Here is a 12,317-nt window from a genome sequence, read left to right as displayed (position 1 = left end):
TTCAAAACGTTAGGCTTTCCCTTATTGTGGGGAAAGCTTTTTTTTTCGTTACAAGCCAAGCATAGTTTGATTGTATACTCTCTGGGTAAATGGAAAAAGTAACCGTACATAGATGTGAGGAGAGTATAAACATGCCAAGAGTTATATCTATCGCAGAAGCTGTGCCGCCATTTTCTATAGAACAGGAAAAGGTAATGGATTTTGCAGAAAAACTTTTCAGTGAATCCTTTAAAGATATAAATAGGCTGCTAACTGTTTTTCAAAATGGCCAAATCGAGAAACGCCATTTTGCTAAAAATCTTGATTGGTTTGAAATTGACCATACTTTTGAAGAGAAGAATAATGCTTATATCGAGGCAGCTGTGGAATTAGGGGCACAGGCAATCTCGAATTGCCTGAAAAATGATGAGTTCTTAAAAGATGAAATCCATCTTGAAGAAATCGATGCTATTTTTACTATTAGCAGCACGGGTGTGTCGACCCCAAGCATTGATGCGAGAATAATGAATATCCTGCCATCATCTCAATATACTAAAAGGATTCCGATCTGGGGTCTTGGGTGTGCTGGTGGGGCAGCTGGACTGTCGCGAGCCTATGAATATTGCCTGGCATACCCGAAGGCAAAAGTACTTGTGCTATCAATCGAATTATGCAGCTTAACATTCCAGCGTAATGACCGTTCAAAAAGCAATTTGATCGGAACTTCACTGTTTGCGGATGGTGTTGCGTGCGCCCTGGTTTGTGGTGATGATTCCGGCTATGAGAATATAATGAAAAAAGATGCAGCACCTAATATTATCGGCACTCAGTCAACAACCATGCCTGACTCTGAAGATGTCATGGGCTGGGAAGTGAAAAATGAGGGACTGTATGTCGTGTTTTCCAAGGATATACCGACAATCATCGAAAACTGGCTTCAGCCCAATGTTTTAAGGTTTTTGAACAGCAATAACCTAGACGTTCCGAATCTCGATCACTTTATAGCGCACCCAGGAGGAAAGAAGGTCCTTGATGCCTATGTTTCTGCTCTGAAATTCCCTGAAGCAATGACCAGGACATCACTGGAGGTCTTAAAAGAATATGGGAATATGTCCTCTGCAACCATACTATATGTATTAAAAAGGTTCATGGAGACAGCGAAGGAAGGAGATCTTGGACTGGGGGCAGCCCTGGGACCCGGATTTAGTTCGGAATTGCTATTGATGAGGTGGGAATAACATGGTGTTCCTTATATTTATCGGATTGATCATCTTTCAGAGGCTGACAGAACTAGTCATAGCCAGAAAAAACGAAGCCTGGATGAAAGCCCAGGGCGCAATAGAGTTTGGACAGGGGCACTATCCCGCAATGGTGTCAATCCATACAGCATTTTTCATATTTTTTATCATGGAAGTGGTTTCCTTTGATAAAAATCTATCAGGATACTGGCCGGCTTTGCTTGCTATGTTTATTTTTACGCAGGTGATGAGAATTTGGTCACTCTCTTCATTGGGAAGATTCTGGAATACAAAAATCATCATTCTGCCAGGAGCTAATGTCGTCAAGAGAGGGCCTTATAAAATCATCAAGCATCCAAACTATTTAATTGTGGCAATAGAATTGATTGTTATTCCTTTAATGTTCAATGCCTATATCACAATGGCAGTCTTCACCTTGCTTAACATCCTGATTTTATCAATCAGGATTCCCGCAGAGGAGAAGGCATTGCGTGAGTTGACCATGTATGAATCTGAATTCTCCAATCAGGGTCGGTTTGTCCCGAATTTGTTAAATAAGTGTGACAATTAATCTGTCTCCATTGAAAATGATAATCAATAGTGCTACACTTTCCTTAAGATGAAAATTATTCTCAGTTAAAAAAGTCCTTAAGGATGGTGTCGTACCAATGGTTTCCATGTTAGTTGTTTCGACCATAGCAGCTTACTCCTTACTTATGAAATATGTATTGAGCAATGTACTAAAACCACATTAATAAACAAGATTCTCAACTAGGATGAAAGCCCGGACCAAGGTTCGGGCTTTTTCTTTTGGTCCATTGTCAGTGCTTTTCTTTGATTAAAGCGGTTATTCTTTACTTTTTCTAAATGGTGTAAATGTAATTATAGGAAAAGACCGAAAAATCATATAAAATAAAGTTATTCACAATTTTGTCACAAGGGGTAAGAGGAATGGGCCAGACTATTGCACAGCAAGATCATAAGCTTCTTGGAAAGATTTTATCTTTATATAATTTAATGAATACAAATCACGATGAAGATACAGCTGAAAAAGTAAAGGAATTGGGAAGGAAAGCAGTTGAAGAAGAATTTTCAATCGCTTTTTGCGGTCATTTTTCCGCAGGAAAGTCGAGTATGATCAACAGGCTGATCGGCGACAATATCCTGCCGTCAAGCCCGATTCCAACCAGTGCGAACCTTGTAAGGATTAAATCAGGTTCTGAATATGCAAAGGTCATCTTCAAGGACGGCGGCTCACGCTTATATCCGGCTCCGTATGATTATGATACTGTCAAAACATACTGCAAGGATGGCGAACAAATCCAGGCGATCGAAATCAGCCATAATGGTGCAGAGTTCCTGGAACAGGCCGTCATCATGGACACACCTGGAATCGATTCAACTGATGATGCCCACCGGATTGCCACTGAATCAGCGCTCCATCTTTCAGACATCGTGTTTTATGTGATGGATTATAACCATGTCCAATCTGAACTTAATTTCCTTTTTACGAAGGAATTAACAGATGCAGGAAAAGAACTTTATTTGATTATCAACCAGGTCGACAAGCACCAGGATGCAGAATTGTCTTTTGAGCAGTTTAAGACGAGTGTTGAAATTTCTTTTGCTGACTGGGGAGTAAAACATGCGGGGATTTTTTACACATCGCTAAAAGCCCCTGAATCGCCACATAACCAATTTCAGGACCTTCGTTCATTTATCATGGAACGGAAAAGCAAGAGGAAAGAATTACTGCCAGTTTCGATTTTTAAGTCGATGGAAAAATTGACTGAGGATCATTTGGCGAATCTTCATCAGAATGTCTCTGAAGAAATCGATCAATTTGAAACAATCCTGGAAGGACTTTCGGGCAGTGAAAGGAAACAGCTGTCAAATGAACTGGATAATCTAAGGATGAATATTGAAAAAATCCAGGGTGAACGGGATCCTGAACGGGAATTCAGGGATGGACTCAATGATATTCTAAAAAGCGCCTACCTAATGCCATTCCAGACCAGGGAGCTGGCGGAGGCTTACCTGCAGTCAAGGCAGCCAGACTTTAAAGTGGGCTTGTTATTTTCAAAGCAAAAAACGGAACAGGAGCGATTATCCAGACTCGACAATTTTTATCGAGACCTTGAGGATAAAGTCCAATCCCAGCTCGACTGGCATATCAAAGATTTCTTATCTAAGCTGTTCAAGAAACATAATCTTTCACAAACTGAGCTGCAGACACTAGCTAATAGCTTTAAGATTGAGTTCCAAACCGAGTTGCTATCAGATGCCGTGAAACCAGGTGCGAGGCTTTCAGGAGACTATGTTCTTAATTATACTAACGACGTCGCCGAATCATTGAAGAATCTTGCAAGAAGAAAGCTGGAGCCTATCAAGGGTAAGTTCATCGGCTATGTAAAAGGTCAGGATGATGAGGAGATAAATGAACTTCTCAAGAAAGAAGAAAATCTAACGAAGCTTTTCTCAGCGTGGACAGAATTGAATGGCATCAGGGAAAACCTGGCCGAGCAACGCAGGCTCGTATCAGAAATACTCTATGGTGAACCTGCAGAATATCAAGAGAAAGACTATCATATTTTTAAGGCTGCCGAAGAGAAACCAGAGGTAATTTTAACTCATGATATTGCTTCCTCAAACACTGCCATTGAAAAGGTAGATTCAATAAAGGAAGCTCCTGTCGAGCAAGGCAGTATTGAGGTCGCCCAATTTCATGAAAACCAACAGCAGTTGGTCCGGAAAATGAATTTCACATCTGAACAGATTGAGAATCTACCTGGCTTGAAAAAAATTGCCCGTGAATTGAAGGAAAAAGCCACACGGTTAAAGGAAAGAGAATTTACTGTTGCCTTGTTTGGAGCATTTAGCGCTGGGAAGTCCTCTTTTGCAAATGCTCTGGTGGGAGAGCGGATCTTGCCGGTATCACCAAATCCGACAACTGCTGCCATCAATAAAATAAAACCAGTGACAACTGAAAATCCTCACGGAACGGTCATTGTCAAAATAAAGAGTGCAGACGAGTTGCTGAAAGAACTGGAACGCTCTCTGGGACTATTCGGCAAGAACACATCCGATTTCGAACGAGCGATCGATCAAATCAAGAGTCTTAAATCCGAGGATAGCGGTTATAGTGCCGCAGAGAAAACACATTACTCTTTTCTTCAGGCTTTTGCCAAAGGATTCAGTGATTTTAAAAACAGTTTCGGCGAGAAGCTTTCTGTTGATCTCGAATCATTCCGAGGCTATGTTGCAGAAGAGGAAAAATCCTGTTTTGTTGAGTGGATTGAGGTCTATTATGATTGCGAACTGACAAGAGAAGGGATAACCCTAGTTGATACGCCTGGTGCCGATTCAATCAATGCCCGCCATACAGGAGTTGCCTTCGATTATATCAAGAATTCGGACGCTATTTTATTCGTAACCTACTATAATCATGCATTCTCAAAAGCGGATAGGGAGTTCCTGATTCAGCTGGGCAGGGTCAAGGATACCTTTGAGCTTGATAAAATGTTCTTCATTGTCAATGCCGTTGATTTGGCGAATTCGGAGGAAGAGCAGTCAGCTGTATTAGAATATGTTGAAGATCAGCTTGTCCAATACGGTATCAGGAAGCCTCATCTATTCCCGGTTTCAAGCCTGAAGGGGTTAAATGCGAAGCTGGACCAAGAGACTGGTGAAGACCAGCTCTTTAATCGATTTGAAAAGTCATTTTATTCATTCATCGCCAATGATCTTATGAATATGGCTGTTGAGTCTGCAGAGGCAAAATGGCGTCAGGCTGTCAATGTGATCGAGGAAATGATCAGGTCGGCAGAGGAAGACAAGGCAGCAAGGGCTGATAGGCGAGGGAAGCTGTTATCACAAAAAGAAGAAATGCTGCGTGTTTTATCCGAGAAGCAACCGGCAGTACTTAAGGAACGTCTGGTCCTTGAAAGCGATGAATTGACTTATTATATTCGCCAGCGTGTCTTCATCCGGTTTGGAGAATTTTTCAGGGAGGCCTTCAACCCAGCGCTTTTGAAGGACGATGGACGCAATATGAAGAAGGCTCTTGAAACAGCGCTTGATGAATTGATTGAGAGCATCGGATATGACCTGGCCCAGGAAATGAGGGCCACTTCATTAAGAGCCGAGGCATTTATTTTACGGATATTGAAAGAGTTCCAGGAAGCTTTGTCAGCTGAATTGCTGAAAATTAATTCTTCGGTCTCCATTTCTGCCACAGAAAATGGTCCATTAACCGGAATAGACTTTGAAACAGCATACCAGGACATTGAGCGTGCGATATTCAAGAAGACGCTTGGAATGTTCAAGAACCCTAAATCCTTCTTTGAGAAAAATGAAAAGAAATTAATGGCAGATGAACTTGAACAGCTTTTACACGGACCTGCAGGGGATTATCTTGAAAAAGAGAATGCAAGGCTGAAAGACCACTACCTGCCTGAATTAGATCGTGAGTTTGAGAAAGTTCAAAAGGATTTTTCAGAGCAGATCACTGAGTATTTCGAAGGAATCACCTCTGCCCTTGATGATAATTTCTCTATAGAAACTGTTAAAGCTGCACTGCTGAATATAAAAAACTATCAATAAAGGTTGAATGCAAGGATGACCAGTAACCGATTTCACGCATGTGCTACTTGTGTTAATTTTCAGGCTGAAAAACTGGAAGGAAAAATGAAATACCATTGCCTCAGGCTTGGCTATGAAACGAAAAGCCACTACCAATTCGCCTGCTGGGATCCAAAAGAACATGTAAAAAAATTGATGGACCAAAGACAAACGAAGGAGTGAATGCCTTGCAATATCATGTTGATACTCATTGGCTTAATGAACATCTTGGAGACAAGAATATAAGAGTTGCCGATTGTCGATTCAAGCTGGGGAGCCCTGAAGAGGGCAGGATTCAATATGAACAAAGCCATATTCCAGGGGCTGTTTATTTCGACCTGGAAAAAGACCTTTCTGGTACGGTCGGGGAGCATGGCGGCAGGCATCCTCTCCCTGAGACAAGCCAATTTAAAGAGAAGCTCCAGAATGCTGGTATTGATAATGAAACAACAATTGTTGTCTACGATGGAAAGGAAGGAGCATTCGCATCAAGGATGTGGTGGCTTCTTCAATACGTTGGACATGAGAAAGTCTATATCCTGAACGGAGGCTTCGAGGCATGGCAGAAGTCAGGGTATCCGATTGAAAAATCTGTACCACATTATCAAGAAACAAATTACACGATAAATGAAAATAACGATATGATGGCCTCGTATGAAGAGGTGAAAGATATTGCACTTGAGGGAAAAGGGATTGCTGTCCTAGTTGATTCCCGGGAAAGCAGGCGTTACCTTGGGATCGAGGAGCCAATCGACCGGATTCCCGGCCATATCCCGACAGCAATCAATAAACCTTGGATGGAAGGCTTAGAAAATGGTTTCTTTAAGCCTCGTGATGAGCAGGAACAGAGATTTCAAGACCTCGATCCAGATCAGCCAATCATTGTTTATTGCGGCTCAGGAGTGACGGCAACGCCGAATTATATCGCCTTTAAAGAAGCTGGATTCAAGAATGTCAGACTTTATGCAGGAAGCTATAGCGATTGGGTTTCTTATCAGGAAAATCCCGTTTCCAAAAGTGAATGATGTATAGGGGAGATTTACTCAGATTGCTTAGATGATTGAAGAATGGTTATTTTCGGAATATAAAAGGGAACACCAAGAATTGTGTTATAATATCAAAGTTGACTTTTACATTAAAGCATCAAGCTTTTAAATAGAGCCTTGGCTCAAATTTCTCATTGGAGGTGCCATTTTGGAAAATAATAAAACTTCGCTAATGCTAGTTGACGGGATGGCTTTGTTGTTCAGAGCATTCTATGCAACAGCTGTTTCCGGACAATTCATGATAAATTCCAAAGGGGTCCCTACAAATGCGATCCACGGTTTCATCAAACACTTTGCGACTGCTGTTGCAAATTTCAAGCCTACACATACTGCTGTTTGCTGGGATATGGGCAGCAAAACCTTCCGTACAGAAATGTTCGATAATTATAAAGCAAATAGACCTGAGGCGCCTGTTGAGCTTCTGCCACAGTTTGACCTTGTTAAAGAGGTAGTCGAATCATTAGATGTTCCAAACATTGGCTTGAGAGGCTATGAAGCTGATGACTGTATAGGAACGATTGCGAGGACGGTTAAGGAAGTGGATTCGGTTACGATTTTGACAGGTGATAAGGATATCCTCCAGCTGATCGATGACCGGGTTTCTGTCATCCTGCTGCAGAAGGGCTATGGCAATTACCAGGTCCACGATCGCAATACCTTGTATGCTGAAAAGGGAATCTGGCCTGAACAGATGATAGATCTGAAAGCATTCATGGGAGACCCGAGTGATAACTATCCTGGAGTCCGCGGGATTGGTGAAAAGACGGCAATTAAGCTGCTTCAGGAACATGGGGATGTTGAAGGTGTCATCGCAAACCTGCATTTATTGACAAAATCACAGCGAGCAAAAATTGAGGCAGATCTTGAAATGCTTCATTTAAGCAGACAGCTAGCTGAAATCAAATGTGATGTACCTGTCGAATGCAAGATGGACGACGCCAGATTCAAAATTGACCGGGAAAAGCTTCTTTCCAAGTTCAATGAAGTTGAACTTAAAGGGCTGCACCGTCTGTTCGAATACGAAATGCACGCTTAAAGGGAACGGCTGGTATTATAACCAGCCGTTTTTTTATGTGTAGCGTTAGCTTACCTCGTTATTTTGTATTCTTTTTCTTAGCGGCATTTTCCAGCTTTGACTTTGGTTCTTCAGCGAATTCTGCATCTTGTCCGTAGCCTTGTGGATTTACCCCGGGTGCCTTTGTCCCTCTGTTTCCCTTTTTGCTCATAATAGCGATCCCTCCAGAAAAGTTTTTGTTTAAAAATGTTCAGAAATGAGAATTAACCTTTATAGGTTGTCTGCTTATTACAGCTTAATCCTTATTATGAACGGGCAAGAATAAAAGCAATCATTTTTCTTCAAAATAACAAGGAGGTGACGGATGATGAATAAAGGTGCAGTTATTGCAATTTCAAGTATTGGCCTTGCTCAGGCTTTAAAAATACCGTTTCATTATGCTAAGACACAGGAGTGGAAACCAGATTTATTTTTGGCCAGCGGCGGAATGCCAAGCTCCCATTCAGCTGGTGTGTCATCTTTGACAACATATGTTGCTCTTACTAAAGGTGTACGCTCGGTTGATTTCGCATTGTCACTCGTGTATGGCATTATTGTCATGTATGATGCCCAGGGGATAAGGAGACAAACAGGAGAACTGACTTTAAAAGTTAATGATCTTGATGAATTAATTGATAAGATTCATGAAGATGACCCTGTAGAGTTTGAAGAAAAGTCTCCAGATCCATTGAAGGAAATGCTGGGCCACCAGCCAAAAGAGGTTCTAGGCGGAGCCCTTTTTGGAATGGCGATGGGATTTGCTGGATATCTTTTAACAAAAAAACGGTAGAAAAAGCTCGAATGTTGCGGTAAAATTTTACTAGAAACGGCTTGAAGAGAGGATTGATTCAGTCAGTGCGGACAGTTGAAGATTACCTGCTTCATTTGAAGAGCAAAGGGTTCCAGTTGCGTGAGGACGCGATCGGTTTTATTTATTTCGGTCAGCAATATACAAATTCCACCGATGAACTCACAAATACAGCCATTGAAATCACGCTAAAGGCCCAAAAAGGATTTGACGGAAGCTTTTATATTTCGCTCTTAGAAACCTTTGCCTCTAATAAAATCCATTCCCGCAAAGCAGCGTTGCAGTACGTTAAAAAAATCGAGCTTTTGGCCGTATGACGAAAAGCGAGAGCGCCTTGGTCAGCCACGACAAGCGCTTGAGCTGACAACTAGATTATAAAGAGAGGCTGGTTCCAAAGCGCTATGCTTTGAAATCAGCCTCTTTTTTAGGGAATATTTTACGAATGAAACTTTCGAATTTGCCAGATGGCAATTCTGCGAACACCATACCTGCAAAAATTAATACACAGCCGGCAAGGGCAATATAGGTTAGGCGCTCATCTGCCCAGAAGTAAGCCGTAACTGCTGCAAAAACAGGTTCCATTGCAAAAATCAAGGCAACGCGAGTGGCTGTTGTGTGTTTCTGAAAATTCGTCTGGATAAAAAACGCCAGAGCAGTCGCCAGTATTGATGTAACCAGCAGGGCGATCAGGACATTCGCTGAAAAGATGACCTCAGGGTTGAATGCTCTTTTCCAATCCTCAAAAAGGACAGCTGATATTGCTGAAAGAGCCCCTACAGTTGCGATTTGGACCATCGTCAAAAGGAGTGTCGGATAACTGCTGCTGAATTTTCCTGTGAATACGATATGCAGTGCAAATCCTGCCGCACAAATTAGGACGAAGCCGTCACCAATATTGAGGCTGGACACATCTGACATAGTTAAAAGATAGAGCCCTGCCGTTGCTGCAGACACCCCTGCTATTGAGTTCAAGCTCGGCCTCTGTTTTAAGATCCCAAGCATTAACAATGGTACCAGGACAACACTCAATCCAGTTATAAAGCCAGCCTTGGATGAAGACGTATACAGCAAGCCTAATGTCTGGAAGGCATAGCCTATGAAAAGCCAGAATCCCAGCATGATTCCGGATAAGATCAGTTTTCTATCCAGCTTTTTCAGCTGGTCTTTTTCAAAAAACATAAGCCAAAGTCCTAACATGATTGCTGCCAGGGTAAATCGGACTGCATTGAAGGATTGTGGCTCGAGAAAAGATATCGCATTTTGCACAAGCACAAATGTTGCTCCCCATATGAGGGCTACGAAAAGTAAGCTTAAATCCGCGAAAGTAGATGCTTTCATATTAATCTTCGGTTCCTTTCATGTTGTTCTCCCTAACAGCCTTTCGTGCCAGATCGTCCGCTGTTTTATTTTCACTCGATGGAATCCATTTCATGAAGAACAAATCAAATTGCCCGGCAAGCAATAATGCTTTTTCCAGCAGGGGGGCATAAAGCTTGTTTTTGACGAACTCCTTTTCCACTGCTGCATTTACGAGCTGAGAATCGGTCCTGAATGATACAACACTGAAACCTTTTTCAAGACAAATTTCCAATGCTTTTATAAATGCATGATATTCAGCTTCATGGTTAGACATGACCCCAAGAGGGATGGAGTATCTGAAAACTTCTCCTTCTCCTTTTATAAAAATGCCAGCACCGCTTGGTCCAGGGTTGCCAGCACTTGCGCCATCAATATAAACCTCTAACAACAAAAATCACTCCCGGTTGGTTTGTACAGATAATAGTTAGTGTATCATAATAGGAGCATTAATTTATAAAAATTATACTATCACCAATTTAGTTTCATCATCCACCTTTTTCATTGTAACGTGTTCGGAAAATGGGTAAGATAACTAAAAATAACCCAATTTGGCGGAGCGAAAAATAGATCTGAAAGCGGGGGAGAATTCTTGAAATATAAATTGGAATGGGAATATAAAGTAAAAGGAATAGATCCAATCCTGTTCAGCTCTGATTTCCTTGATGGTGAGCATGCATTGCAGGCCGGTGAGGAATTAGAAAAATCGGGCAAAGCTGGAGAAATTTCTTTTATAGATGAAATCGGCACTTCCTGGTCAATTAAGGAAATGCGCAAGCTTCTTGCAGAAGTGGAAGAAGAGCCGCATGACCTCACTGTTTACTTTGACGGCGGCTTTGATAATTATAAGCATAAAGCGGGTCTCGGCACCATAATTTACTTCAAGCAGGGGAAGAAGAAGTACAGACTGCGAGCCAATGAAGTCTTCGACGAGCTGGAAACGAATAATGAAGCAGAATATGCTGCTTTATATTTTGCCCTCACAATCCTTGAGGAAATGGGTGTAAGGAACATGACCTGTGACATTAAAGGGGATTCGCAGGTGGTACTCAAGCAGCTTGAGGGTGATTGGCCTTGCTATGAGGAAACCCTGAACCGCTGGCTCGACAGGATTGAGAATAAAATCAAGGAGCTTGGATTGTATACGAAATACAACCCTGTAGGCAGGAAGGAAAATAAAGAGGCTGACAAACTGGCGACACAGGCATTGCAAGGTAAAATGATCAACAGCAAAATGCAAATATTATAATGAGGTGAGAAAGGCGGGAATAGATTGACGCGTAATGAAGTCCTTGCCGAGGTGGAAACATTGCTCAATACATACTGCAATGGGTGCTTCCTGAAAAAGCATCACCGGCAAGAAAACGGAAAAAGATATGCCCACCGGTTCTGCATCAACGAATGCACCGTTGGGGAAAAAATAAAAAAATGCGGACAAAAACTTTAGTTTTGATTTTTTAGGGACATTTAAAAGCAAGTAAGTGGCTGACATGTACTGCCCAGACATTTAATGGACATTTCTGCGGATAGATGAAGCCGAAATGTCTAAGAAAGTGCATTTAATGGACATTTCATCGGGAGTTCAAAGCCGAAATGTCTAAGAAAGTACCTTTAACGGACATTTCAGCGGAAGTTCGAGGTCAAAATGTCCATAAAACGCTCAGACCAATCAAACAAACAATCAAAAAAGGCTGGCTCGGGCGCCAGCCTTCAACTTTTTGAATTATAGTTTTACTACGTTAGCAGCTTGTGGTCCGCGATTTCCTTCGACGATTTCGAAAGAAACTTCCTGACCCTCTTCTAGTGACTTATAACCATCGCCCTGGATTGCTGAGAAGTGAACGAATACATCGTCTCCGCCTTCTACTTCGATGAAACCGAAACCTTTTTCATTGTTGAACCATTTTACTTTACCGTTTTGCATGTTAAACTTTCCTCCCATGTCTTTCGCGACACAAAAATGTGCCAAAGTTGAATATTTATCATCTAACGGATACACCTGCAGTTATTGACATGGCAAATATATTCTATTAAATGATGTCTTAAATATACAATATTGGGAAGGATGCAGTCAAGAATGTAAGCGTAATACAAACTAAATAATCTTAAAATTTTGTTAATTTAAAATAAAACGAAATTTACTCCTCATTAGTTCCTATTTCCGGAAATATTTGTTATTATTTTCTTAATTAGAGAGTAATCTACAAGTCTATTAT

The 12,317-nt window shown here is 41.5% G+C and carries 15 protein-coding genes; 10 read left to right on the top strand and 5 right to left on the bottom strand.

From position 1 onward, the window contains the following. Positions 1 to 131: 131 nt before the first annotated feature. Positions 132 to 1,217 (top strand): type III polyketide synthase, encoded by a 1,086-nt coding sequence (locus FOF60_RS15695; protein ID WP_192470444.1) that lies wholly within the window; start codon positions 132 to 134, stop codon positions 1,215 to 1,217. A 1-nt stretch (position 1,218) separates the two neighbouring features. Beyond that, entirely contained in the window at positions 1,219 to 1,788 is a 570-nt protein-coding gene (locus FOF60_RS15690) for an isoprenylcysteine carboxyl methyltransferase family protein (protein ID WP_192470445.1), read from the top strand. Here FOF60_RS15690 and FOF60_RS15685 read toward each other — a convergent pair. Further along, positions 1,768 to 1,914: a hypothetical protein gene (locus tag FOF60_RS15685; RefSeq protein ID WP_192470446.1), complete on the bottom strand. Its 147-nt coding sequence runs from the start codon at positions 1,912 to 1,914 to the stop codon at positions 1,768 to 1,770. The two genes, FOF60_RS15690 and FOF60_RS15685, sit on opposite strands and share 21 nt — an antisense overlap. Positions 1,915 to 2,168: 254 nt before the next feature. Between FOF60_RS15685 and FOF60_RS15680 the strand changes: the two genes are divergently transcribed. The 3 genes from FOF60_RS15680 to FOF60_RS15665 all read left to right on the top strand — a co-directional run bounded on the left by FOF60_RS15680 (position 2,169) and on the right by FOF60_RS15665 (position 7,919). Beyond that, entirely contained in the window at positions 2,169 to 5,819 is a 3,651-nt protein-coding gene (locus tag FOF60_RS15680; protein WP_192470447.1) for a dynamin family protein, read from the top strand. Positions 5,820 to 6,016: 197 nt separating this feature from the next. Then, on the top strand, positions 6,017 to 6,862 hold the full coding sequence (locus tag FOF60_RS15670; RefSeq protein ID WP_413632773.1) for a sulfurtransferase: 846 nt from the start codon (positions 6,017 to 6,019) through the stop codon (positions 6,860 to 6,862). Positions 6,863 to 7,055: 193 nt separating this feature from the next. Then, positions 7,056 to 7,919 (top strand): 5'-3' exonuclease, encoded by an 864-nt coding sequence (locus tag FOF60_RS15665; RefSeq protein ID WP_192470579.1) that lies wholly within the window; start codon positions 7,056 to 7,058, stop codon positions 7,917 to 7,919. 58 nt (positions 7,920 to 7,977) lie between these two features. Here the strand turns inward: FOF60_RS15665 and sspL are convergent, their stop codons facing one another. Next, on the bottom strand, positions 7,978 to 8,109 hold the full coding sequence (gene sspL / locus FOF60_RS15660; protein ID WP_023627620.1) for a small, acid-soluble spore protein L: 132 nt from the start codon (positions 8,107 to 8,109) through the stop codon (positions 7,978 to 7,980). Positions 8,110 to 8,265: 156 nt separating this feature from the next. Here sspL and FOF60_RS15655 point away from each other — a divergent pair, with 156 nt between their 5' ends. Next, complete coding sequence (locus FOF60_RS15655; protein WP_192470580.1) at positions 8,266 to 8,727, top strand: divergent PAP2 family protein; 462 nt, start codon at positions 8,266 to 8,268, stop codon at positions 8,725 to 8,727. A 65-nt stretch (positions 8,728 to 8,792) separates the two neighbouring features. Continuing rightward, a complete protein-coding gene (locus FOF60_RS15650; RefSeq protein ID WP_102265114.1) occupies positions 8,793 to 9,062 on the top strand; it encodes a DUF6123 family protein in 270 nt (89 codons plus the stop codon). Positions 9,063 to 9,144: 82 nt separating this feature from the next. Here FOF60_RS15650 and FOF60_RS15645 read toward each other — a convergent pair whose 3' ends face one another. Together FOF60_RS15645 and FOF60_RS15640 are read right to left on the bottom strand one after the other, a co-directional pair. Continuing rightward, positions 9,145 to 10,083 carry a DMT family transporter gene (locus FOF60_RS15645; protein ID WP_192470449.1) on the bottom strand — a complete coding sequence of 313 codons (939 nt, stop codon included), beginning with the start codon at positions 10,081 to 10,083 and terminating at the stop codon, positions 9,145 to 9,147. A 1-nt stretch (position 10,084) separates the two neighbouring features. Further along, positions 10,085 to 10,492 carry a reverse transcriptase-like protein gene (locus FOF60_RS15640; RefSeq protein ID WP_192470450.1) on the bottom strand — a complete coding sequence of 136 codons (408 nt, stop codon included), beginning with the start codon at positions 10,490 to 10,492 and terminating at the stop codon, positions 10,085 to 10,087. Between the two features lie 201 nt (positions 10,493 to 10,693). On the opposite strand from FOF60_RS15640, the gene FOF60_RS15635 reads away from it, so the two are divergent. The 3 genes from FOF60_RS15635 (at position 10,694) to FOF60_RS15625 (ending at position 11,823) form a co-directional block, all read left to right on the top strand. After that, a complete protein-coding gene (locus tag FOF60_RS15635; protein WP_192470451.1) occupies positions 10,694 to 11,350 on the top strand; it encodes a reverse transcriptase-like protein in 657 nt (218 codons plus the stop codon). A 24-nt stretch (positions 11,351 to 11,374) separates the two neighbouring features. Beyond that, positions 11,375 to 11,548, top strand: a complete 174-nt coding sequence (locus FOF60_RS15630; RefSeq protein ID WP_192470452.1) for a zinc-finger domain-containing protein — start codon at positions 11,375 to 11,377, stop codon at positions 11,546 to 11,548. Positions 11,549 to 11,694: 146 nt separating this feature from the next. Then, positions 11,695 to 11,823: a hypothetical protein gene (locus FOF60_RS15625; protein WP_264647575.1), complete on the top strand. Its 129-nt coding sequence runs from the start codon at positions 11,695 to 11,697 to the stop codon at positions 11,821 to 11,823. A 1-nt stretch (position 11,824) separates the two neighbouring features. Here FOF60_RS15625 and cspD read toward each other — a convergent pair whose 3' ends face one another. Then, the gene (cspD, locus tag FOF60_RS15620) at positions 11,825 to 12,025 is read right to left on the bottom strand and encodes a cold-shock protein CspD (RefSeq protein ID WP_023627628.1); all 201 of its coding nucleotides are present in this window, start codon (positions 12,023 to 12,025) and stop codon (positions 11,825 to 11,827) included. Between the last annotated feature and the right edge of the window lie 292 nt (positions 12,026 to 12,317).

It is taken from the genome of Mesobacillus jeotgali (assembly GCF_014856545.2).
Taxonomy (GTDB): domain Bacteria; phylum Bacillota; class Bacilli; order Bacillales; family Cytobacillaceae; genus Mesobacillus.
The sequence above is the reverse complement of the archived record's forward strand: the minus strand, read 5'-3'. Positions and strand labels throughout refer to the sequence as shown.